The 23,006-nt window shown below is 69.1% G+C and carries 17 protein-coding genes; 6 read left to right on the top strand and 11 right to left on the bottom strand.

Annotation, left to right across the window (positions count from 1 at the left end; translation table 11 throughout):
* Window positions 1-9: 9 nt before the first annotated feature.
* Together R4I43_RS18860 and R4I43_RS18865 are read right to left on the bottom strand one after the other, a co-directional pair.
* Complete coding sequence (locus tag R4I43_RS18860; protein WP_324266965.1) at window positions 10-1,068, bottom strand: peptidoglycan recognition protein family protein; 1,059 nt, start codon at window positions 1,066-1,068, stop codon at window positions 10-12.
* A gap of 133 nt (window positions 1,069-1,201) precedes the next feature.
* The gene (locus tag R4I43_RS18865; RefSeq protein WP_324266966.1) at window positions 1,202-2,443 is read right to left on the bottom strand and encodes a glycosyltransferase 87 family protein; all 1,242 of its coding nucleotides are present in this window, start codon (window positions 2,441-2,443) and stop codon (window positions 1,202-1,204) included.
* Between the two features lie 310 nt (window positions 2,444-2,753).
* Here R4I43_RS18865 and glf point away from each other — a divergent pair, with 310 nt between their 5' ends.
* The 5 genes from glf (at window position 2,754) to R4I43_RS18890 (ending at window position 9,276) form a co-directional block, all read left to right on the top strand.
* Complete coding sequence (gene glf, locus R4I43_RS18870) at window positions 2,754-3,944, top strand: UDP-galactopyranose mutase (RefSeq protein ID WP_324266967.1); 1,191 nt, start codon at window positions 2,754-2,756, stop codon at window positions 3,942-3,944.
* 1 nt (window position 3,945) lies between these two features.
* A complete protein-coding gene (locus R4I43_RS18875) occupies window positions 3,946-5,901 on the top strand; it encodes a glycosyltransferase (protein ID WP_324266968.1) in 1,956 nt (651 codons plus the stop codon).
* 22 nt (window positions 5,902-5,923) lie between these two features.
* A complete protein-coding gene (locus R4I43_RS18880) occupies window positions 5,924-6,496 on the top strand; it encodes a phosphatase PAP2 family protein (RefSeq protein WP_324266969.1) in 573 nt (190 codons plus the stop codon).
* On the top strand, window positions 6,489-7,559 hold the full coding sequence (locus R4I43_RS18885) for a decaprenyl-phosphate phosphoribosyltransferase (RefSeq protein ID WP_324266970.1): 1,071 nt from the start codon (window positions 6,489-6,491) through the stop codon (window positions 7,557-7,559). Before R4I43_RS18880 ends, R4I43_RS18885 begins: the two co-directional genes overlap by 8 nt.
* Before the next feature lie 142 nt (window positions 7,560-7,701).
* On the top strand, window positions 7,702-9,276 hold the full coding sequence (locus tag R4I43_RS18890) for an alkaline phosphatase D family protein (RefSeq protein ID WP_324266971.1): 1,575 nt from the start codon (window positions 7,702-7,704) through the stop codon (window positions 9,274-9,276).
* A gap of 75 nt (window positions 9,277-9,351) precedes the next feature.
* Here the strand turns inward: R4I43_RS18890 and R4I43_RS18895 are convergent, their stop codons facing one another.
* The 9 genes from R4I43_RS18895 to R4I43_RS18935 form a co-directional block, all read right to left on the bottom strand.
* Entirely contained in the window at window positions 9,352-10,647 is a 1,296-nt protein-coding gene (locus R4I43_RS18895; protein WP_324266972.1) for an NAD(P)/FAD-dependent oxidoreductase, read from the bottom strand.
* Window positions 10,644-11,042 carry a GtrA family protein gene (locus tag R4I43_RS18900; RefSeq protein WP_324266973.1) on the bottom strand — a complete coding sequence of 133 codons (399 nt, stop codon included), beginning with the start codon at window positions 11,040-11,042 and terminating at the stop codon, window positions 10,644-10,646. The genes R4I43_RS18895 and R4I43_RS18900 overlap by 4 nt, the downstream gene beginning before the upstream one ends.
* Window positions 11,029-12,045: a glycosyltransferase family 2 protein gene (locus tag R4I43_RS18905; RefSeq protein ID WP_324266974.1), complete on the bottom strand. Its 1,017-nt coding sequence runs from the start codon at window positions 12,043-12,045 to the stop codon at window positions 11,029-11,031. Before R4I43_RS18905 ends, R4I43_RS18900 begins: the two co-directional genes overlap by 14 nt.
* 2 nt (window positions 12,046-12,047) lie before the next feature.
* Window positions 12,048-15,035, bottom strand: coding sequence for an arabinosyltransferase domain-containing protein (locus R4I43_RS18910; RefSeq protein WP_324266975.1), 2,988 nt, complete (start codon window positions 15,033-15,035; stop codon window positions 12,048-12,050).
* Window positions 15,036-15,170: 135 nt separating this feature from the next.
* Window positions 15,171-18,347: an arabinosyltransferase domain-containing protein gene (locus R4I43_RS18915; protein ID WP_324266976.1), complete on the bottom strand. Its 3,177-nt coding sequence runs from the start codon at window positions 18,345-18,347 to the stop codon at window positions 15,171-15,173.
* A 109-nt stretch (window positions 18,348-18,456) separates the two neighbouring features.
* Window positions 18,457-19,281: a class I SAM-dependent methyltransferase gene (locus R4I43_RS18920; RefSeq protein WP_324266977.1), complete on the bottom strand. Its 825-nt coding sequence runs from the start codon at window positions 19,279-19,281 to the stop codon at window positions 18,457-18,459.
* Between the two features lie 433 nt (window positions 19,282-19,714).
* Window positions 19,715-20,476 (bottom strand): decaprenylphospho-beta-D-erythro-pentofuranosid-2-ulose 2-reductase, encoded by a 762-nt coding sequence (locus tag R4I43_RS18925; protein ID WP_324266978.1) that lies wholly within the window; start codon window positions 20,474-20,476, stop codon window positions 19,715-19,717.
* Window positions 20,473-21,825, bottom strand: coding sequence for an FAD-binding oxidoreductase (locus R4I43_RS18930; protein WP_324267120.1), 1,353 nt, complete (start codon window positions 21,823-21,825; stop codon window positions 20,473-20,475). Before R4I43_RS18930 ends, R4I43_RS18925 begins: the two co-directional genes overlap by 4 nt.
* A gap of 8 nt (window positions 21,826-21,833) precedes the next feature.
* Window positions 21,834-22,148 carry a hypothetical protein gene (locus R4I43_RS18935; protein WP_324266979.1) on the bottom strand — a complete coding sequence of 105 codons (315 nt, stop codon included), beginning with the start codon at window positions 22,146-22,148 and terminating at the stop codon, window positions 21,834-21,836.
* A gap of 175 nt (window positions 22,149-22,323) precedes the next feature.
* Between R4I43_RS18935 and R4I43_RS18940 the strand changes: the two genes are divergently transcribed.
* Window positions 22,324-22,761, top strand: a complete 438-nt coding sequence (locus tag R4I43_RS18940; protein ID WP_324266980.1) for a GtrA family protein — start codon at window positions 22,324-22,326, stop codon at window positions 22,759-22,761.
* Window positions 22,762-23,006 lie beyond the last annotated feature (245 nt).

The raw sequence follows: 23,006 nt of genomic DNA on the forward strand, positions 1-23,006 counted from the left end.
TCCCTCACCTCAAGGACGGCCGGCGCGCTGCGCGTCGGCGGCCTGGGAGCGGATGGCTCCGAGCCGGTCGTAGCCGCGCTTGCCCGGGCAGGCCGTGTAGGAGGCGTCGCGGTGGCCGAAGATCGTCGGCAGCGTGACCTCCGCGCCGGGCGGGAACTTCGAGCCCTCGGGCGCTTCGGAGACCAGGCGCGTGGTGCGGTCGGCGGGAACGCCGGCGGTGCCCAGCTTCCAGGCGGCCATGTTCGCCACCGAGCGCACCGTTGCCGCTGACGGCGCGAGACCGTCGTAGTTGCCCATCATCGAGATGCCGAAGGTGTGGCGGTTGAACCCGCGCACGTGCCCGCCGATCACGTTGCCCGCCAGACCGCCGGTGCGGCCCTCGAAGACGGTGCCGCACTTGTCGACCAGGGCGTGGTAGCCGATGTCTCCCCAGCCCAGCTCGACCGCGTGGTACTGGTAGATGCCGCGCACGAGCTCGGCCGACTGGTCGCAGGTGTAGTTGTTGGTGCCCGCGGTGTGGTGCACCACGGCGGCCTTGGTGGTGGTCGGCTCGACCGGCCAGGTCATCTTCGACTCGTCGGCGCCCCACTGCGCGCGGGTGACCACCGGCGGGATGTCGGACTGCGGTGCAGCGATTCGCGGCGGGGTGACCTGCGCGGCGGGGTCGATGCCGATGAACTGCAGCTGGTCGGTGATGTCCTGGCCCTGAGCGCTGGCGTGGACCTGCGCGTCGTTGCTGCGCCCGGTCCACATCGGTTCGCTGCCACCGTCCTCGGCTTCCAGCTGGGTCCACGGCCCCCAGCCCTCGGCGGTGCGCACGCGCACCTCGATGCGGTCCGGCGCCTGGCCCTGCCAGGTGAGACCGACCAGGTCGAAGGGCTTTTCGCTGTGGACCTCGCGGACCGCGGACCGGTCGCGGGCCACGTCGCGCAGCGGGATGCGAACGCTCTGCGTCCCGGGCTGCTCGGGCGTCGGTCCGGCGGTGCCGGAAGGCCCGGAGATCGGTAGGACGGCCAGGGTCAGCAGCGCGACGGCTGCCAGCCGCGGGCGTGTGGACCGAAAACGCATGGGCGATACCTCGCTTCGGCTGGAGGGCGGGTGTCCTTTCTCGACACCCGCTTCCTGACGATGAACGAGTATGAGTCCGGAAGCGATCATTCGCCGTCCGGAACTCCGTTATGTCCGAATCCGCGAGCCGGTATCAGCGCCCTGGAATCAGAGGGGTGTTCATGAATTCCGGGGAATTCACCGGACGCCGAGCGAATCGCACATAAGCGACCGCCGCGCACACCAGGAAACCGATCCCGATCAGCGTGTAGGCGTTGCCCACGATCTGCTGCGAGAAAGTCCAGTCGAGTTCGCGATCATCGGTGTTGGGCAGATACCACTGCGGTCCGGCCAGCACGGTGATCGCCGAGATCACCACCGCGATCGTCATCCCGTGCCAGCGGTTGCGCAGCGACATCATGAACACCAGCGCCAGCGCGGGGCCCGCCCACACCCAGTGGTGCGACCAGGAGATCGGCGAGACCAGCAGGATCCACACCGCGTTGAGCACCAGCGCCAGCGGCAGGTCGCGGGCGCTGAGCGCGTAGCGCATGCCCAGCACGGCCAGCACCAGCAACACCAGCGAGCCGGTGATCCACAGCGAGTTCAGCGCGAACCCGGTCAGCTCCTGCTTGGCCAGCAGGCTGCGCAGCGTCAGGTTCCCGGCGTAGACGGTGCCGAAGGAGTCGCCGGTGGACAGCATCTTGTCCAGCCACCAGTCCGCCGAGTCGCGCGGCGCGGCCAGGAAGCCCGCGAAGACGGTGGCGGAGAAGGTGACGCCGGTGATCGACATCGCCCGGTAGTCCCTGCGCAGCAGGAAGAACAGCAGGAAGCCCAGCGGGGTCAGCTTGATCGCGGCGGCGATGCCGACCAGCATCCCGCGCGGCCAGCGGGTGCGCGGCAGCAGGCAGTCGGCGGCGACCAGGCCCATCAGCACCAGGTTGATCTGCCCGTAGTTGAGGGTCTCGCGCGCCGGTTCGATCAGCGTCAGCCACGGCATCAGCAGCGCGGTCGCGACCGCGACCTCGCCGGCGCGGGGTGCGAAGTGGCGCGACGAGCGCGCCAGCGAGTACGAGGTCAGCAGGATCGCCAGGTGCGAGCACAGCGCGACCGCCACGACGGCCGCCGTCTCGGACATCCAGGTCAGCGGGATGAACAGCAGCGCGGCGAACGGCGGGTAGATGAACGGCAACGTCGCGGAGTCCGGGCTCTCCGGGGTCAGGTCGTCGCCGTAGACCTGGTAACCGTTGAGCCACGCACGCGCACCAAGCCGGTAAATCTCGGTGTCCATGTAGCCGCGGGTGTCGATCCAGTGGACGAACCAGACCACCAGCACTTCGAGCAGAATTGCCGCGACCAGCAAGTGACGCCCGTCACGGGCGCGTGTCGACCCCACAGCTCACCACCCAGCGTTGCGCGCCCGTCCCGGAGCCTCGGACCTGCGTGAAAGGTTTTCACCGGCGCGTCGGTACGGCGCGATGGTAGCCGCCGCACGACGCGCCGGGAGGGTCGCCTAACGGGTATTAACAGCCACGATTAGTCGCCGTCGGTGGCGCGTCCCTCACCCCCAGTGGGTGACGAAATGCCTGGACAACGAGGATTGAGCGGGCTTCGGCAGTGATATCGACACTCTTCGTGGTCATATGTAGCCAATAACGTCAACGCGGTTTCGGGGTGGCATCCCGCTGCAGCTACCCTCGACGACTGTGAGCTTCGCAGGCTATGACCTGATCGTTGTTGGTTCCGGATTCTTCGGCCTCACGATCGCAGAGCGCGCCGCCACCCAGCTGGACAAGCGGGTGCTGGTGCTGGACCGTCGTGACCACATCGGGGGCAACGCCTACTCGGAGGCGGAGCCCGAAACCGGTATCGAGGTGCATCGCTACGGCGCGCACCTTTTTCACACGTCGAACAAACGCGTGTGGGATTACGTAAACCAGTTCACCGAATTCACCAACTATCAGCACCGGGTGTTCACCAAGCACCAGGGGCAGATTTACTCGTTCCCGATGAACTTGGGCCTGCTGTCCCAGTTCTTCGGCCGCGCGTTCACCCCGGACGAGGCGAAGGCGCTGGTCGCCGAGCAGGCGTCCGAGATCGACACCGCGGACGCCCAGAACCTCGAGGAGAAGGCGATCTCCCTGATCGGCCGCCCGCTGTACGAGGCGTTCGTGCGCGGTTACACGGCCAAGCAGTGGCAGACCGACCCGAAGGAACTGCCCGCGGCGATCATCAGCCGGCTGCCGGTTCGGTACAACCTCAACAACCGGTACTTCAACGACACCTACGAGGGTCTGCCGGTCGAGGGCTACACCGCGTGGCTGGAGAAGATGGCCGAGCACCCCAACATCGAGGTGCAGCTGGCCGCCGACTTCTTCGACGTCCGCGGTGAGCTGCCCACCGACGTCCCGGTCGTCTACACCGGTCCGCTGGACCAGTACTTCGACTACGCCGAGGGCGAGCTGGGCTGGCGCACCCTGGACTTCGAGACCGAGGTCGTCAACACCGGCGACTTCCAGGGCACGTCGGTGATGAACTACGCCGACGAAGAGGTGCCCTACACGCGGATCCACGAGTTCCGGCACTTCCACCCCGAGCGGGACTACTACCCGTCGGACAAGACCGTGGTCGTGCGCGAGTACTCGCGGTCGGCGGAGAGCGGGGACGAGCCCTACTACCCGATCAACACCCCGGAGGACCGGCGCAAGCTGGAGGCCTACCGCGAACTGGCCAAGAAGGAGGCCAAGGAGCGCAAGGTCATCTTCGGTGGTCGACTCGGCACCTACAAGTACCTGGACATGCACATGGCCATCGGCTCGGCCCTGAGCATGTTCGACAACAAGATCGCTCCATACTTCACCGAGGGTCGTTCGCTGGACGGCTCGCTGGAGGACTGACGTGACCGACCGGACCCCCCGAGAGCTCAACGCCGCTGGTGAGAGCAAGCTCAGCGACGTCACTTCGGTGCGCGCCGGGACCTCGGACGCGGCGCCTGAGCAGGTGCTGCAGCGGATCGTGTTCCCGCGCGGTGAGGACCCGCTGGACGTGCGTCCGCTCTACATCGACGAGCCGGAGGCGCTGGCCAGCACCGCCACCGTGGTGTCCCGCCGCCACCTGCGCGTCCCCGCGCACAGCAAGATCTCGCTCGCGTCCTACTTCAACGCCTTCCCGGCCAGCTACTGGAAGCGTTGGACGAAGATCGAGGAGGTCGTGCTCCGGCTGCGGGTCAGGGGGTCCGGTCGGCTCGACGTCTACCGCTCGAAGTCCAACGGCGACAGCGTTCACCTGCAGGGCTCCCCGGTGTCCAGCGAGGGCTGGACGTCGCTGGAGTTCAAGGTGTCGCTGCAGCCGTTCGAGGACGGCGGCTGGATCTGGTTCGACCTGTTCACCAACGACGCCGAGCTGGAGGTCAGCGAAGGCGCCTGGACGACCGAGCAGCCGATGCCCAAGCAGCAGGTCGTGGTCGGCACCACCACCATCCGCCCCTCGGAGTGCATCGAGGCGCTGAAGACTCTCGGGGAAGACCCGCAGGTCATGGCCGTGGTGGAGCGGGTCATCGTCGCCGACCAGGGCCCGCAGAAGATCCACGAGGTCGAGGGCTTCGACGAGGCCGCCAAGGCCATCGGCGACAAGCTGCACGTCATCGAGCAGGACAACCTCGGCGGGTCCGGCGGTTTCGGCCGGGTCATGTACGAGGGCATCCACAACTCGAACGCCGCCCAGGTGATGGTCCTCGACGACGACATCGCCCTGGAGCCGGACGGCGTGCTGCGGGCCAACGCCTTCGCCCGCGCCGCCACCCAGCCAGTCATCGTCGGCGGTCAGATGCTCAACCTGCAGGCGCGTTCGCGACTGCACACGATGGGCGAGGTCGTCGACCTCGGCCAGGGCATCTGGCGTGCCGCGCCGGGCGCGGTCACCGACCACGACTTCGCCAAGAAGCCGCTGCGCAAGACCAAGAAGCTGCACCAGCGCGTGCACTCCACCTACAACGGCTGGTGGATGTGCCTGTTCCCGCGCGAGATCATCGAGCGCACCGGGCTGCCGCTGCCGCTGTTCATCAAGCACGACGACTCGGAGTACTCGCTGCGCGCGGGCGGCCACGGCTACCCGACGGTGACGCTGCCGGGTGCGGCGATCTGGCACATGCCGTGGACCGACAAGAACGACGCCACGGACTGGACCGCCTACTTCCACACCCGCAACCGGCTGATTCTGGCCGCGCTGCACAGCCCGGAAGAGGTCAAGAACAACATCGTCAAGCAGGGCCTCAAGCTCACGCTGCGGCACCTGCTGTCGATGGAGTACTCCACGGTCGCCGTGCAGCAGAAGGCGATCGAGGACTTCCTGAAGGGCCCGTCGGGCCTGTTCGACAGCCTGCGCACGGCGCTGCCCGAGGTCCGCGAGCTGCGCAAGGACTACGACGACGCCAAGACGCTGCCCTCGGCGCGGGAGTTCCCGCCGCCGAGCGCGGACCCGATCATGGCCGAGGGCCTGCTCAACCCGCCGGTGAACCCGGCGGTGATCGCGGCCCGCGCCTCCAAGGCGCTGCTGCACAACCTCAAGGAGCCCGCGCACGACGCGTCGGACCGGCCGCAGCTCAACGTTCCGGCCGCTGCCGCCCGCTGGTTCCTGCTGGGCAACCTCGACAGCGCCACGGTGTCCAACGCCGACGGCAGCGGGGTGGCGTTCCGCCGCCGCGACCCGGAGACCTTCCGCCGGCTGGGCCTGCAGGCGCTGGCCAACTACAAGCGGCTGGGTCAGGAGTGGGCGCGGCTGCGCGAGGAGTACCGGGCGGCGCTGCCGGAGCTGACCAGCGCGGAGTCCTGGAAGCAAGTCTTTGATCCGAAATGACGCCGACTTTCCCGGAGACGAAGTGGCAGAGCTGACTACGCTGATCGCCCCCGAGGACGTGACCGACCTCAAGCAGGACGAGGAGGTCACGGCCGAGACCATCGCGCTGCGCAAGGTGCAGGGTGCGCTGGCCAAGCCCGCGGTCGTCAAGACGGCGCACGCGATGTCGCTGTTCGGCGAGCACGCCGCCGGCTGGCTGGCCATCGGTGCTGTCGGGGCGCTGGCCGATCGCAAGCGCCGCGGTGAGTGGGTCACCGCGGCCGCCGGGGTCGCCGCCGCGCACGCGGCGTCGATCGCCGTCAAGCGGGTGGTCCGCCGCCCGCGTCCGAAAGACCCCGAGATCCAGGTGCTGGTCGGTACGCCGAGCCAGCTGAGCTTCCCGTCCTCGCACGCGACGTCCACGACGGCCGCCGCGGTGCTCTACGGCGGGTTGACCGGCAAGAAGCTGACCCCGGCGCTCGTGCCGCCGATGATGGTCAGCCGTCTTGTCCTGGGGGTTCATTACCCGAGCGATGTGGTCGCCGGATCGGTGCTCGGCGGTGCCGTGGCACTGGTCACCCGGCGATTCATGAGACGGCGGAGGAACCGTGCCTGACAACAAGCAAGCTTCGGCTGAAGTGGCGGAGGCTCCCGAGGCCAAGAAGTCCGAGGTCGAGTCCGACGCGGAAGGCACCATCGGCGCCGAGTTCGGCGACGAGGTGCTGGAGGGCGAGCCGACCAAGACCGACGACGAGAAGGACAAGTCGTCGGACGCGTACCACGCGAAGGTGACCGCCAAGGCCGGTACGCCGGCCGGGCTGGTGACCGGTCTGATCAAGGAACTGCGCCCGAAGCAGTGGGTGAAGAACGTCCTGGTGCTGGCCGTGCCGTTCGCGGCGGGCGAGATCCTGGACCCGGCCATCCTGCTCGACGCGGTGATCGCGTTCGTGGTGTTCTCGATGGCCGCTTCGGGCATCTACTTCGTCAACGACGCGATCGACGTCGAGGCGGACCGGCAGCACCCGACCAAGCGCAACCGCCCGATCGCCGCCGGCCTGATCCCGGTGCCGATCGCCTACGTGGTGTGCGTGCTGCTGCTGGGTGGTTCGCTGCTGATCTCGGGTCTGACGTCCATGCCGCTGCTGGCGGTGATGGCGCTCTACATCGCGGTGCAGCTGGGCTACTGCTTCGGCCTCAAGCACCAGCCGGTGATCGACCTGTGCATCGTGGCCTCCGGGTTCCTGCTGCGCGCCATCGCCGGTGGTGCGGCGGCGAACCTGGTGATCACCCAGTGGTTCTACCTGATCGTGGCGTTCGGCTCGCTGTTCATGGTGGCGGGCAAGCGCTATGCCGAGGTGAAGTTGGCCGCCGAGACCGGCGCGAAGATCCGCAAGTCGCTGAAGGCGTACTCGCCGTCGTACCTGCGGTTCGTGTGGGCGATCGCGGCCGCGATCACGATCATGACCTACTCGCTGTGGGCCTACGACATCCGCGAGTTCGAGATGTCGCGCTGGGGCCTGATCTCCATCGTGCCGATGGTGATCGCGATCCTGCGGTACGCGGTGGACATCGACAAGGGCGTCGCCGGTGAGCCGGAGGAAGTGGTCCTCAAGGACAAGGTCCTGATGGTGCTCGGCGTGATCCTCGCCGGCTGCCTGTTCCTGGCGTTCTACCTGTGAGCTGAGCCTTCCTCGAAGCCCCCGGTCCCCAGTGGCCGGGGGCTTCGTCGTTCTGCACGGTTTATTCATCGACGATCATCGGCGCGTTCACCCGGTCGGGTGAGAGTGGGTTCGTTCCCGAATCGATGGAGGACCGACCCACATGGACAAGTCCGTTTCGAAGTTCTCGCGGCGCCACGTGCTGCTGAGCGGTGCCGCCGGTGCCGCCGCGCTGACCGTCGCCGGTGCGCCGTCCGCGCTGTCGCTGCCCGGCGCCGGTGCGGCCCGGCGCGGTGAGGTGTTCAGCCTGGGCGTGGCCTCGGGTGACCCGCTGCCGGACGGTTTCGTGCTGTGGACGCGGCTGGCCGCCGACCCGCTGGCCGAGGACGGCATGGGCGGCATGCCGAACAAGACCGTCCCGGTGCAGTGGGAGGTCGCCGAGGACGAGAACTTCACCCGCGTGGTGCGCCGGGGCGAGGAGCCGGCCGCGCCCGAGATGGGCCACAGCGTGCACGTCGAGCTGCAGGGCCTGCGGCCCGGCCGCGACTACTTCTACCGGTTCCGCGCCGAGGGTTCGGTCTCGCCCGCCGGGCGGACCCGGACCGCGCCGCTGCCGGGCACGATGGGCGAGCTGTCGATGGCCTTCGCCTCCTGCTCCCAGTTCGAGCACGGTTTCTTCACCGCCTACCGCCACCTCGGTGACGAGCGGCCGGACCTGGTCCTGCACCTGGGCGACTACCAGTACGAGTACAAGGCCAACGACTACGTGGCGCCGGGCGGCAACCCGCGCGACCACGCCGGACCGGAGACCGAGACGCTGGCCAACTACCGGCAGCGGCATGCCCAGTACAAGTCCGACGCCGACCTGCAGCACGCGCACGCCTCGGCGCCGTGGGTGGTCGTGTGGGACGACCACGAGCTGGACAACAACTGGGCTGACGAGGTCTACGAGCACCCCGAGGAGCCGCAGCCGAACTTCCTGGAGCGCCGCAAGGCCGCGTTCAAGGCCTACTACGAGAACATGCCGCTGCGCCGCGCCCAGGTCCCGCAGGGCATCGACCTGCGCCTGTTCCGCCGGATCGAGTGGGGTTCGCTGGCGACGTTCCACATGCTCGACACCCGCCAGTACCGCGACGACCAGGTCGGCAACGACAAGTTCCCGACCCAGGACCCGGCCCGGCTGGACCCCAAGCGCAGCCTCACCGGCGCCGAGCAGGAGCGCTGGCTGCTGCAGGGCCTGCGCTCGTCGCGCGCCCGCTGGGACGTGCTGGGCCAGCAGGTCATGTTCGCCGAGATCGACTACCTCAACGGCGACGACAAGGCCTACAACCCCGACGCCTGGGACGGCTACGTCGGCTCGCGCCAGCGGGTCATCGAGGGCTGGAAGCAGGCCGGGACCCGCAACCCGGTGGTGCTGACCGGTGACGTGCACACGCACTGGGCGAACGAGATCCACGACGGGCAGGACGTGGTGGCCACCGAGCTCACCGCCACCTCGATCACCAGCGGCGGCGACGGCTCGGCCGAGCTGACCGACAAGGAGAAGGCCTACCTGGCCGAGAACCCCCACGTCCGGCTCTACAGCAACCAGCGCGGCTACATCTCCACCAAGATCACCGAGACGGAGATGACCGCCACCTACAAGGTCCTGCCCTACGTCTCCAAGCCCGGAGCCCCGGTCGAGGACCTCGCCACCTTCACCATCCAGGACGGCACCCCGGGCCTGAACCCCGCGTGACCAGCCCTTTTCGAATTTCGCGCGAAGTTCGACCCCGAAGTTCGGGGTTCGGACTTCGCGCGAAATTCGAATCCGTCACCTGGTCGCGTGGTCCGAGGTCGCCTTCTCCGGGCGGAGGCCGAGCTTCTCGGTCACCTCGTGGGCCATCTGGATGGCGTAGGACTGGCCCCGGTCCTGCGGGTAGATCTGGGACATCGTGGCCAGCGTGACGTTGGGCAGGTGCGTGGTGTGCGGCGGGATCAGGGAGCGGTAGGTGGGCGTCACGATGGGCTGGGCGAACCCGGCCTTGGAGAAGTGCCAGTTGCGGATCCACGACTCGTCGAAGTCGGGGTTGAGCCGCTGCAGCCACGGGATGTAGGTCCGCAGCAGCTCCGCCGGATCGGTGGTGAAGCGCCAGTCGTCGCGCGGCACGTAGTTGCCGACGTAGACGACGTGGTTCCCGCCGTACTCCTGCCGGTCCACCATGTTCGTGTGCTCCACGACCGCCAGGAACGGGAACTCCGGGTCGTTGATGTTGAGCCAGTAGTGCGGGATGACGCTGCGGTCGACCTCGAGGATGAAGCAGGTCGCGCCCAGGTACTGGTTGCGCCACAGCACGTCGTCGGACTCGATGTCGGCCGCCTTGGCGAAGGCGGGCTGCGGGACCGTGACGATGAGGTGGTCGAACTCGTAGCTGCTGCCGTCCGACGCCCGCACCAGCACCTTCTCCGCGGGCTGGGTGATCGACGAGACCGGCTTGTCGAACTCGATCTTCCCGCCGCGTTCGGTCACCGCGTCGGTCAGCGCGCGGTAGACCTGGTCGAAACCGCCGTGCAGGTAACCGAGCTCGAACGTGCGGCAGTGGATCCTGGCCCACAGCCACGCCATCGAGATCTCCTCGGCGTGCTCGCCGAACTTGCCCTGCAGCAGCGGTTCCCAGATCGTCGAGGTGACCTTCGGCCCGGCCCAGCGGCGCATCCAGTCCAGCGCCCGCACCTCGTTGAAGCGGGCGCCGTTGCGGATCACCTTCAGCGCGGCCGCGGTGGCGCCGAACCGGAACCGGTCGAGCATCGAGAACTCGGGGAACTTCAGCATCTCCACCGGGGTGCCGAAATCGTGCAGCTTCCCGTCCAGGTACACCCCGGTGGTGGGCTTGTGGAACTGCAGCTTGTCGCTGAGCCCGAGGTCGTCGATGAGCTCGATCATCGCCGTGTCGCTGGCGAAGCTGTGGTGGTAGAAGCGCTCCAGCGGGGTGCCGCCGACCTCGATCGAGGCCGCGAGCCCGCCGAGTTCGGCGGAGGCCTCCAGCACCGTGACGTCGTGTCCGGCGCGCACCGCGTCGAAGGCCGCGGTCAGCCCGGTCGCGCCGGCGCCGACGATCCCCACTCTCATGCGAAACTCCACCTCTTGTTGATCGTGTACTGGAACAGCAGCACCACCGGCAGGCTGGCGAGCTTGACCAGGTTCGCGTCGATGCCGAGCCAGGTCGAGAACACCGCGAGCAGCAGGAACGTCAGCACGATCCCGGCGATGCCCACCGCGTAGAAGCGCAGGAACCGCACCAGGATCCGGTCGGTCTTGCGGAAGTTGAACAGCGAGTTGAGCACGAAGTTGTTGGTGATCCCGGCGGTCGTGCTGATCGCGTTGGCTACCTGGTGGTGCATCCCGAAGTAGTTGAACAGCACCAGGAAGAGCAGGTAGTCGAGCAGCACACCGCTGGCGCCGATCACCGCGTAGAGCAGCAGTTCCCGGCTGATCAGCCGGGAGCGCGGCTCAAGTTTCGTCATGCCGGATCACATCCCGGACGGTGTAGAGGGGTCGTCGCTGCACTTCGCTGTAGATGCGGCCGATGTAGCTGCCGATGACCCCCAGCGACAGCATCTGCAACCCGCCCAGGAACAGCATCACGACCATCAACATCGTCCACCCCGAGACGGTGATCTCGGGGAAGAACAGCCGCAGCGTTATCGAGTAGATGATCCCCACCATCGCCAGCGCCAAGCTCAAGAACCCCATCCGGGTGATCAGCTTGAGCGGCGCGGTGGAGAACCCGGTGACACCGTCGGCGGCCAGCCGCAGCATCTTGCGCATCGGGTACTTGGTCTCGCCGGCGACGCGCTCGTCCCGGTCGAAGAGCAGTTCCTGCTGTTGGAAGCCCATCGAGGCGACCATGCCGCGGATGAACCGGCTGCGTTCCCGGAACGTCCGCAGCTCCTCGGCCGCGCGCCGGTTGAGCAACCGGAAATCGCCGGTGTCGACGGGGATCTCGACGTCGGAGCAGCTGCGCAGCAACCGGTAGTAGGCGTGCGCGGTGGCGCGCTTGAACGGGGTGTCGCGCCGGGTCCGGCGGCGCGCCTGCACGATCTCCGCGCCGGCCAGCCACGCGTCGATCATCTGCAGGCTGACCTCCGGCGGGTCCTGCAGGTCGGTGTCCATGACGATCACCGCGTCACCCGAGGCGAGGTCGAGCCCCGCGGTGATGGCGATCTGGTGGCCGAAGTTGCGCGCGAAGTCGACCACCCGCACCCGCGGGTCGTTCTTGGCGATGTCCTGCAGGATGCGCAGCGATCCGTCCGCGGAACCGTCGTTGACGTAGACGAACTCGTAGGCGAATTCGGGGCGTTGGGCGACCGCCGAGGTCAGCTCGGTGTGGAAGTGCTTGATTCCCTCGGCCTCGTTGTAAACCGGCAGCACGTAGGAGATCAGCTGCGGAGCCTCCTCGGCGTCGGAGGTTCGCTTCTGCTGCGGTACCGGTATTCCGACCTCGTGCTGGCGAATCGTGTCGGCCATGCTCACTCCCCTCGCCAACCCCACCGTGGACCCTCAACGCGTTGGACGTCGAATCGGTTGCCCGGGTAGGGGTATTGGACCTCGATGAGGTGACCCCACTCGGAATATTCGGGTGTTTTCTCGTATCCGTTGAGCCTTGTCGGGATCTCTTCTTGGACACCGACGTCGCGCACACCGGCGAAAGCGCCACCGATCCCGCGTTCGAACGCGGCGGTTCCGCCGAATCCCATCGAGTTCGGCGGGGTGATCAGGTAGGCGGGCGGCTCGACCAGGCCGTCCTCGACCTTCGGAAGATCCCGCAGGCAGGGCACGTTCCAGGTCATCGACCAGTCGACGTAGGTGGGGGCCTTGTCGCGCATGTACTCGGTCAGCGGGACGACTTCGCGCAGCCGGGGCCCGCTGACCGCCACCCACCCGGCCGGGTCGGTGGTGGTGTCGCTGGCAGTGATGCGCACCCGCTCGGCGCCGGGCGGGATCTGCGCGGGGGAGAGGTGCAGGTCCCGCCAGCCGGGGTGGTCCTGCGGCTCGTCCTCGACCACGTGGTCGGTCGGGTATGTCTCGCTCTCGTCGGAGTCCAGCCAGGTGTCGTCGAGCACGACCTCGCGGGTTCCGCCCGGCCCCGAGAACTCCAGCGCGACCCGGTTGCCGTCGCCGCTGCGCCCGGCGACCCCGACCGCCAGTTCCTGGTCGGGGGCGAGTGCGGGCAGCGGGAACCAGCCGGTGGTCAGGGTGCCGGTGTTGATCTGCCCGCCGGTCAGGCTGCCCCAGGTCGGGACGTCGGCGGGCGGGGTGAAACCCGGTGCGAACCCGCTGCCTTCGGTGAACCCGGCCATCTCCGCGCCGTCACCGCCGCGCAGCCCGGCGATGTCCGGGGTGACCACGACCTGGTCCGCGATGCCGCAGCTGCCGCCGCGCGCGGCGGCGATGCCCTGCGCGCCGATCGAGTAGGCGCCGTCGCCCTGCCTGATCGGTGCGGCCGCGAACGAGCCGAGCACGATCGTCACCGCTACCCCCATCGCCGTGACGCAGACCAGTGCGGGCGTGCGGATCAGCGCGCGCCGCACCCGGTCATCACTTCGCCGGACCAGTGCGGATCCGGCCAGCAGCAGCCCTGCGATCAGCAGCCAGCACAGCGGGTTGTGCAGCGGCCGAACCGGGCCTTCGCCCCAGAGCACCCCGTACTGGGAGTGCAGGAACCAGTTGTTCTTGCCGGAGAAGACCAGTGCGGCCGCACCCCCGGCGAGCAGGGTGGACACCAGTCCGGCGACCAAGACCACGCGGTCCCGGCTCGCGGTGACCGCGGCGACGCCTATCAGCACCGCACCCGCGGTCAGCGTAGCGGCTCCGAGGCCCGCGAGCGCGCCGAAGTAGTGCGTCCACTTCGACGGCGTCAAGGTCATCAAAGCCATGCTGACCAGCAACGATGCTGCCGGGACGTGCGCGAGCCGCAGTCCTGGGGCGCGTCCGGCGCCGCGCAGCAGCACCACCACGCTGAACGCCGCGACGACCAGCGTGAGCAGGACGGCGGCCCGGCGCGCGATGTCGCCCTGGAGGTCGAAGCCCAGCAGGTACTGCCAGCGCATGACCTCCTGGAACCACGAGACGTTCGGCCCGTAGTAGCCGTGCAGGTCGGTGGCCTTGGCCGCGCCGAACAGGGACTGGTCGACGAACATCGCGACCAGCCCCACCGAGGCCATTCCGGCCATCAGGGCGATCACGCCGGGCCCGGCCAGCCGCCACAGGCGCGGGGCGAGGACCAGGAACGGGGCGATCGCGGTGATGCCCATCGGGTTGACCGCGATCGACAGGCCCGCGGCCAGCGCGGCCACGCCCAGCCACACCCGCCGCTCGGTCCGCGCGGCCTGCAGCACCGCCGCGAGCACGGCCGTCAGGCCCAGCGCCTCGAACGCCTCGGGCCGCACGCCCATCCCGAACGGCAGCCACCAGGTCAGGAACGCCAGCGCGGCCAGCCCGCGCACCAGCGGCCGGTGGTGCTGGCCGGGAATCGCCGCGCCGAGCACGCCCCGGCTCAGGAACAGCCAGGTCAGCACGGCGGCCAGGATGCTGGGGATGCGCATGGCCAGCGGGTTCTGGTTCCACTCGGCCACCGGCATCAGCAGCTGCTGGACCAGCGTGAACGGGGCTTCGGAGGCGTTCTCCCAGCGGTAGTAGTTGCCGATGTCGCCGGTGCGCAGCCCGTTTTGCACGGTCACCGAGGCGAACGAGTCGTCCGGGCTGTTCGGCCCCAGCAGCCACCAGCCCGCCAGCACGCCCAGCAGCACCAGGTCGAACCCGTAGCCGATCAGCCGGTGCAGCAGCCGCTGCACCGGGCGTTCGACGTCCCGTTGCCGCTTGCGGTCCAGCTGGGCCAAGATCGCGAAACCGGCCGCCACCAGCAGCAACTGGAGCCCGACGAGCAGCAGTTTCCCCTGCGTGGGGGACGTTTCGAACCAGTTCGCGGTGACCACCTCGACCCGCGTTCCGGTGGCTTCGGCGGGGGAGAGGTCGGTGGTGAACGCGACGATGTCGCGCATCCCGGCCGGAACCGAGGCGGTCCGGTCGCCGATGCGGGCGGTCGAGCCGGACGGGCCGCCGTCGATGGCCACGTCGCAGGCCTCGCCGATCGGCGCGCGCAACGCCTCCCGACCCGCGACCAGCGCGATCACGTGGTCCTGAGAGGTGGTGACCGCGAAGCCCTCGGTGGGCTGCCCGGGCGGCCGGGACGACACCAGCGTCGTCGACTCGCCCCGCTCCTGACCTGCGCGCACGACCTCGCACGGGACCCGGACGTGCACCTGGTCCGGGTGGTAGGGCACGACGAACGCGAGCGTGCTCTCCGGTGGCTGACCGGCCATCGGCCAGGTGACCGCGACCCGCTCGCCGATCACCGGCGCGAACGGCACGGCGAGCGCAGCCAGCACCGCCAGGACGCCGACGACCAGGCCCAGCGCGTGGGCGAGGCGGCGACGCGGGGACGGTGCGGCTGGCATCGGCGGCTGGGCATCCGCAGTTCGCTCGATCCCGTCCAGCAACGTTCCCCCAGCTCAGCGGCGTTCAGCGGGCGGACCGGCAATCGGCCCCGGGAACGTCAGTTTCAGGCATCCTCCGGCGCTCCGCACACACGATCATTCCTGCTCGAAGGGGTAGGAGCCGTCCCCGTCGGCTCCGCCGACGCGTTCGCGCTGGCGAGTCGTGGTGTAGGAATCGCTTTCGCGTTCGTAGCGGACCACCTGCAGGTGACCCCAGTCGTAGCCCGGAGCGCCGCGCAACCGGGTGGGCAGCTCCATCCGCCGCGAGAGCATCGGCACCCCGGCGAACACGCCGCCGAGGTTCGGGTCGGTGGCCATCGAGTACTCGCCCTCCGGGGGCGTGATCAGCATCCGGGGGCTCGCCGCGACACCGTGCCCGACCTGCGGGTAGTCGCTGCGGCAGGGGAACACGAAGGTCATCGGCCAGTCGATCAGCAGCGGTCCCTGCGCGTCGAGCGCCTGCCGCAGCCCGACCACGTCGCGCACGACCGGGCCGCTGAAGGTCAGCCATCCCTGCCGGTCGGTGCTGCGGTCGGTGGCCAGCACGCGAACCCGGTCGGCACCGGCGGGGATGTCGCCGGGTTCGACGGTCATCGACCGCCAGCCGGTGAAGTCGCGCCAGTCCTCCTCGCGGCCGTGCCGGGGGTCCTCGAACGGCAGGTCGGTCGGCGGCGGGTCGCGGAGCTCGGTCCGGCCCGCCGGGCGCTGCCCGGCGGCGAACTCCAGGACCAGCGAGTTGCCCTGCTCCGGCCGGCCGGACACCCACAGCGACAGGGTCTGCTCGGCGCTCACCCGGGGCAGGCCGAACCACGGGGTGATCAGCGTTCCGGTGTTCTGCGGACCGCCGTCCTGGCTGGTCCAGGCGTACTCGCTGGCCGAACGGGCCGTCGGCTCGTCGGCGCGGGGATCGTCCGGGTCGGTGGGCTCGGGTCGCCGCAGCTGCTCACCGGGTGCTTCCAGGCGGAGGTCGGGTTCCTGCGGCGGGGTTCCACCGGCGGTGAAGCCGTCCAGCCGCCCGGTGTCGTCGGGGTCGACCGGTGCGAGGGGCTCGGCGATCGGCATGGCCTGCACCTCGTCCTCCAGGCCGCAGCTGGACGCCTCGTGGCTGAGCCGGTTCATCCGGGCCACCGAGAACCGGTCGCCCATCGTCTCCGGCACCGACAGGAACGAGCTCAGCAGCACCAGCGCCATCGCCAGCGCGGACCCGGCCAGCACCGACGCGGGCGCGACCGTCCACATCAGACCCCCGAGGGGGCGGGACCGCAGCCGCATCCGGATCAGCAGCCCGACCAGCGTCACCAGCCCGACCAGCAGGCCGGCGAGCATCCAGAACACCGGGTTGTCCAGCGGCAGGTCCGGCTGCACCGGGGTGTCCGACCACGGCATCGCCAGGTTCGACTGCCACGGCCAGGCGTTCGGTCCCATGAACGCCAGACCTGCCGCCACCGAGGCCGCCACCGTGCCGAAAACGCCCAGCAGCCGGGCTTCCCGCCGCGCCTCGGCGAGCTTGCCGACCCGCAGCAGCAGCACCGCGGTCACCGCCACCAGCGCCGGGCCGACCCCGATCAGCGCGCCGAAGTGGTGCGTCCACTTCGACGGTGTCAGCCACAGCGCCGCCAGCACCGAGACCACCGAACCCAGCAGCACCGCCAGGTCCTGCACGCCGGTCGCCCGGTGCAGCCGCCGCATCGCGCACCCCGCGCTGATCAGCACGGCCGTGACCACCAGGAACACCACCAGGCGCTTGCCGGCCGTGCCCCACATGGTGGTGCCGAGCAGCTTCGAGTAGCGGTCGATCTCCTGGTACCAGCCCAGGCTCGGCCCGAACTCGTCGTGCACCCCGGTCGCGCCGCGCACGCCGTTCCAGGACGAGTCGGCGAACATCGTTACCAGGCCCACCGAACCCAGGCTCGCCAGCAGCGCGAGGCGCACCGGCACCAGGGCCCAGCGCGGCAGCGCACCCGGCCGCACCAGCACCGACCAGATGCGCGGCGCGAACACCAGCACCATCAGCGCCGCGCTCACCCCGGTCGGCGTGATGGACACCGTCAGCCCGCAGGTCAGCGCCGCCACGCCCAGCCAGCCGAACGGCGCGCTGCTGCGCCAGGCCCGCAGCAGCGATGCGACCAGGACCGAGGTGCCCAGCGCCAGGAACGGTTCCGGGCGGACGCCCAGCCCGTAGGGCAGCCAGCACGCCAGGAAGAACACGGCGGTGACCAGGTGCAGCGGGAGTCGTCTGCTGCCGCGGCAGATCGGGGCGACGATGCCGCGGCTGACCACCAGCCAGGTCAGCAGACCCGCGATGGCGCTGGGCATCCGCAGCCAGAACGGCTCCAGGCCGTCGGCCGACCACCAGCGCATGAAGTGCTGCACCAGGGTGAAAGGCGCTTCGGAGGCGTTGAACCAGCGGTAGTAGTTGCCGACGTCGCCGGACTCGGCGTAGTTGCGGACCGTCATCATCGCGAAGCCGTCGTCGTCGGTGAGCGGTCCGACGAACAGCCACGTCCAGATCACCGCCGCCACCCCGGCGTCGACCGGCCACAGCAGCGGGCGCACCCGGAAATCGCGCAGCACCGGCGGGGTGTGCGCGAACAGCAGCAGCAGCGAGCAGGCCGCCAGCAGCAGCGACGCCTCGATCAGGTTCCGCTTGGTCTCGGTCGGCGCGGTGTCGGCCCACGAGTAGGTGCGGGCGGTGACCGAAAACCCGCGCAGCTGCTCGGGTTCCAGCGCCGTGGCGAAGGTGAACACCTCCGGTGCGGGCACCCCGGGCAGCGCGATCGGCGCGCTTCCTGCCGGTTGGACCTGCGAGTTCACGTCGTCGCCGCGCACCGTCAGGCCGCAGGACCCGTCGGGCAGCCGCACTTCGCGTTCGCCCAGCAGCAGCCGGGGTTTTCCGTCCTGGGTGGACAGCACCATGCCTTCGCGGTCGCTGCCCGGCGGTAACGTGCTCAGCACCGTCGTGGGTTCCGGGCGTGCCAGCGCGGCGCGCATCGTCGCGCACGGCACGGTCGCGGTGAACTCGGCGGGCCGGTAGGGCGTGAGGAACGCCGTCGTGGTGGGGTTCTCGTCCGTCGCGACCGGCCAGTGCACCTCGGTGCGGTCCAGCAGGACCGGTGCCAGCGGGAGCGCGAGCGCGCAGCACAAACCCGCGACGCCCAGGCACAGCGCGATGACGTGCGCCAGCCACCGTTCGAGGCCCGGACGCCGAGGCCCTTCGTCGAGGTGCGGTTCGGCGGGTGCTTCGACCGGTGCCGTGCTCGTCAGGTGCTTCACCCTGTGGATCTCCCGGGTACCGGTGGGAACTGCCTTGAGTCTCTTGCACTTTCACGACCGGCGCTGCGCGGGAGGTTGCCCGACGCGCCGGAATGCCCGCGAAGAGACGTCAGTGGGACCTGCGCGCGATCGCCATGAGATGCGGGCTCGCCCCCAGCAGTTCCGGAGCCGACTCGACGCGGCGGATCGCCTGCAGCACCGCGTCCCGGTGCTCCGGGTCGCCGAGCCTGCGGGTGTCGGTCGCCCACGCGGCCGCGCTCTCCACCGCCACCAGTTCGATCGCGCGGAAACCCGCGTCGGCGACCTCGTCGCGCAGGTCGGAGGGGCGGTGGAAGTAGGTGAGGGTGAACCAGCGCGGGTTCTGGTCCGGTTCGGTGTTGCGGTGCAGCCCGTCCTGCAGGGCGCCCTCGATGAGCTCCTGGAAGTGCGCGTCGGCGATGTCGCCCACCGAGATGCCGTCGAAGGTCGACGCGTACCGGGACACCGCCGCCGCGAGCAGGACGCCGCCGGGCTTGAGCACCCGGTGCGCCTCGCGCAGCGCGCGCAACCGGTCGGCGCGTTCCAGCAGGTGGTAGAGGGGTCCGAGGAGCAGCACGGCGTCGGCGGTGCCGTCGTCGAAGGACAGGTCCCGCGCGTCCCCGACGGTGCAGCTCGCCAGCGGTGCGGCCGGCTGGGCGGCGGAGGCCTCGGCCGCGGACGTCACGTGCGGTTCCCACGCGTCGACCAGGTGCACCTCGTAGCCGTCGCGGGCCAGCGGCAGGGCGTAGGCGCCTTCCGCGCCGCCGATGTCGTAGACGACGCCAGGTGCCGGCGGCAGGTGCCTGCCCAGCAGTTCAGCGGTGCGCAGCGCTTCCAGGTATCCCCACGTGCTGAGGCGATCCCGCTCCGGTCCGAGCCGGTAGTACTCGGCGATGGCCGTCTCGAAGTCGTCCACGAACGATGAGGCTACTGCGGGCGTCCACCCCGCCACACGCAGTCCCGGCGAATTCATCCTTGATCGGCCGAACGGGCGAAAAACATTCCAGCACGACCGATTCCGCATTCCGGCCGGAAACCCGCGAAGTGCCCGGAACGTCTCACGGACGTTCCGTGGGTCCTCCGGAAACTCGAGGGCAGGCGGAGGACCCACGGACGCGGATGCCTGGGGAACCCCACTTCTCCGGGCATCCGCGCTTCCTGATGCGCGCTGCGCGTCTGGAAGCCTGGCGGGCAGCGCAACTCCCGCACAGTTACTGATCGCTGCGCGGGGGTGAAACGTTGCCCACCGCGACGCACAACTTATCCCAAGATCGAAATTCGCCGGTGGTGGCCGCGAAGAGGAACGGGGCCGCCGGGATTCACCCGACGGCCCCGATTCGATCGTTCGATCAGAACGGCAGCTTCTTGAAGATGAAGCGCGGAACGTGCTTGAGCACGAACATGACCCAGCGCATCTGGCCGGGCGCGTAGACCTCTTCCTTGCCCTTGCGGACGCCGTCGATGATCGACGCGGCGACCTGGTCCGGGGTCTGCGACATGGGCGGCGGCTTCATGCCCGCGGTCAGCTTCGTGTGCACGAAGTTCGGGCGGATCACGGTGACCTTCACACCGTGCTCCTCCAGCGCGTAGGTGAGACCGGTGTAGAAGATGTCCAGGCCGCCCTTGGAGGAGCCGTAGACGAAGTTCGAGCGGCGAGCGCGCTCACCGGCCGGGGAGGCCATCACCGCGATGCTGCCGTGGCCCTGCTTCTTGAGCTTGTTGGCCAGCAGCACGCCCAGGCCCACCGGGGCGACGTAGTTGATGTCGGCGACGGCGCGGGCGGCCTCGAAGTCCGTCCAGCCCTTCTCGTTGTCGCCCTGGATGCCGAAGGCGATCAGGGTGACGTCGATGTCGCCGTCGGCGAAGGCCTTGTCGATGACCTCGGCGTGCGTCTCCGGCTTGCGGGCGTCGAAGTGCAGGATCGATACCGTGCTACCGGTCTTGCGCAGCTCCTCGGCGGCGGCGTTGAGCCGGTCGGCCTCCTCGGGGCGGTCGGCCAGCACGATGCGCAGCGCCTGCGTCTGCGCGTACTGCTTCGCGGTGGTCAGCGCGATGTCCGAGGTGCCACCGAGCACCAGCAGGGATTGGGGGTTGCCAACAGCGTCGATCACAGCTCAAGCCTCCGGCTCATGTCTGAGGCGAATTTGCCTTCGGGGTCAATGTTCTGGCGGATCTTCTTGAACTCGTCGACCCGCGGGTACATCTTGTGGAAGTTCTCGGCCGTGGTCCGGGAGTCCTTCGCGGTGTAGAGCCGGCCGCCGAGGGCCAGGACCTCCTCGTCCAGCTCCGTGCAGAAGCGGCCGAGGCCGTCCACGATCGGGAAGTCCAGGCAGACCAACCAGCCCGGGTGCGGGTAGGACAGCGGCGCCCGGTTGCCCTCGCCCATCTTCTTGATGACGTTGAGGAACGACACGTGGCCGGACTCGGCGACCTTGCGGATGATCCGCTTGAGGTCCTCGTCCTTGCCGTAGGGCAGCGAGAACTGGTACTGCAGGAAGCCCTGCGAACCGTAGGCCCGGCTCCACTCGCCGATCAGGTCCAGCGGGTGGTAGAAGGCGGTCAGGTTCTGGATCAGGTCGCGGCCGCGCTTCGGCGTCTTCCAGTAGTACAGCTCGCCGATGGTGCCGAAGGTCAGCTTGTTGGCCAACCGCGGCGGGAAGATGTCCGGCAGCGTCAGCAGCTGCGGCGCGTCGAACTTCAGCGGGTCGGCCCGCAGCTTCGGCGGCAGCTGGTCGAGCGTGGCCAGCGAGCCGCGGCCGAACGCGGCGCGACCCAGCTTCGGGCCGGTGGACATCGAGTCGAACCACGCCGACGAGTAGGTGTACTTGTCGTCCGAACCGTCGTTGAACAGCTCGATGGTCTCGTCGAGGTTCGCGGTCCGGTCGGCGTCGGCGATGAAGTACGCGGTCTCGGTCCGGGTCATCCGGATCGAGGCGCGCAGGATGATGCCGGTCAGGCCGATGCCGGCCACCGTCGCCCAGAACAGGTCGGCGTCCGGGCCGTTCGGCGTGATGGTGCGGATCTCGCCGTCGGCGGTCAGCAGGTCCATCGCCACCACGTGGTTGCCGAAGCTGCCGGCGCTGTGGTGGTTTTTGCCGTGGATGTCGTTGGCGATCGCGCCACCCACCGTGACCTGCCGGGTTCCCGGCAGCACCGGGACCCACAGGCCGTAGGGCAGCGCGGCCTTCATCAGCTCTTCCAGGCTCACGCCCGCGTCGACGTCGACGATGGCGGTGTCCGGGTTGATGTCGTGAACGCGGTTGAGCGCGGTCATGTCGACGACCACGCCACCGGCGTTCTGCGCGACGTCGCCGTAGCTGCGGCCCAAGCCGCGGGCGATGACGCCCCGCTCGTCGGCGGTGCGCACCGCCTCGGCGATGGCGTCGACGTCGGTCGTGCTGAGCACGCGCGCCCGGGACGGCGCGGTCCGTGCCCAACCGGTCAGCGTGCGGTACTCCATTGCTGCGGTCACAGGCCCAGCCTTCGCGAAAGGTCGAGTTTATTCTTCTGCACGTTCTCGACGTGCTCGAACTTGGTGATGGCGTCCGGGAGGCCGCCGGTCGAGTCCATGCTGCCGACGGTCGTCCGGAACAGCTCCGAGGTCTCACTCCCGGGCTCGTGGGCGCGGACCCCGCCGTCCGCGTTGAGCAGGTCCGGCGACCGGAGGTGACCGCCGAAGCCTCCCTGCCAGTGGTGGTCCAGGACGCGGCCGAGGTCTGCCCTGGCAGGCGCGTTGCGCGCCAGGCTCCTCAGCGTTCGTAGCTCACCCTTTACCGATCCCACCCAGCTGAGTCTATCCGCGCATCGGGTTGTTCTACCGCCGGGTACGAGCGGTCCCCGGTGGACCGCGAAGCGTCATCGCTACACTCGCGGGGGACGTGTGTGCCGCGGTCCGGGCATCCTGGACGCGGACGGTCCTGGGCGTCTGGTCCTGCCGTCGTTTCTTGAAGGTGAACTTGTGACAGTGGCCGATACCGCAGCTAACACCGAGCCCAAGAAGCTGGGCGTGCTCGCCCAGCTGATGCGGTTCATCATCATCGGTGGCGGATGCGCCGTCATCGACTTCGGCACCTACTCGCTGCTGCTGGGCGTGCTCGGCTGGCCGATCTGGTTGTCCAAGTCCATCTCGTTCATCCTGGGCACCACGGCGTCCTACGTGATCAACCGGAAGTTCACCTTCCAGGGCGCGGGCCAGGGCAACACCACCGCGAAGGCCGGCGCCTTCGCGGTGCTCTACACCACGACGTTCTTCGTGAACATGGGCTCCAACCAGGTGCTGTGCGTGCTGTTCAACGCTCAGGAGCCCTGGCAGTTCACCCTGTTCTGGGTCATCGCCCAGGGACTCGGAACGATGATCAACTTCATCATGCTCAAGCTCCTCATCTTCCGCGACTGACCAACGCGAACTCTTCCCGGAGGGCGCTCGGCCACCACGGCCGGGCGCCCTCCTCGCGTCACGGCCGTTCGAATTTCGCGCGAAGTTCGACCTCGAACTCCAGGACTCGAATTTCGCGCGAAATTCGAATCCACCCCGCAACGGGTGAGCACCTGCGGGGCTGGAGTGGCTCCGGAGGTGGTGTGGTGGCTCCGGCGTGGGGGCTTGGTGGTGCGGTGCGGTCTTGCCGGGGTGGCTTCCCCGGA

Origin of the sequence: Saccharopolyspora mangrovi, from assembly GCF_035320975.1 — a bacterium.
In the GTDB taxonomy this organism is placed as follows: domain Bacteria; phylum Actinomycetota; class Actinomycetes; order Mycobacteriales; family Pseudonocardiaceae; genus Saccharopolyspora; species Saccharopolyspora mangrovi.

What these genes read in the sequence shown, in the direction of transcription:
- R4I43_RS18905 (WP_324266974.1), bottom strand. Translation starts at nt 12,045, where the DNA reads ATGGCCGACACGATTCGCCAGCACGAGGTCGGAATACCGGTACCGCAG.
- R4I43_RS18910 (WP_324266975.1), bottom strand. Translation starts at nt 15,035, where the DNA reads ATGCCAGCCGCACCGTCCCCGCGTCGCCGCCTCGCCCACGCGCTGGGC.
- R4I43_RS18890 (WP_324266971.1), top strand. Translation starts at nt 7,702, where the DNA reads ATGGACAAGTCCGTTTCGAAGTTCTCGCGGCGCCACGTGCTGCTGAGC.
- R4I43_RS18895 (WP_324266972.1), bottom strand. Translation starts at nt 10,647, where the DNA reads ATGAGAGTGGGGATCGTCGGCGCCGGCGCGACCGGGCTGACCGCGGCC.
- R4I43_RS18930 (WP_324267120.1), bottom strand. Translation starts at nt 21,825, where the DNA reads ATGGAGTACCGCACGCTGACCGGTTGGGCACGGACCGCGCCGTCCCGG.
- R4I43_RS18900 (WP_324266973.1), bottom strand. Translation starts at nt 11,042, where the DNA reads ATGACGAAACTTGAGCCGCGCTCCCGGCTGATCAGCCGGGAACTGCTG.
- R4I43_RS18860 (WP_324266965.1), bottom strand. Translation starts at nt 1,068, where the DNA reads ATGCGTTTTCGGTCCACACGCCCGCGGCTGGCAGCCGTCGCGCTGCTG.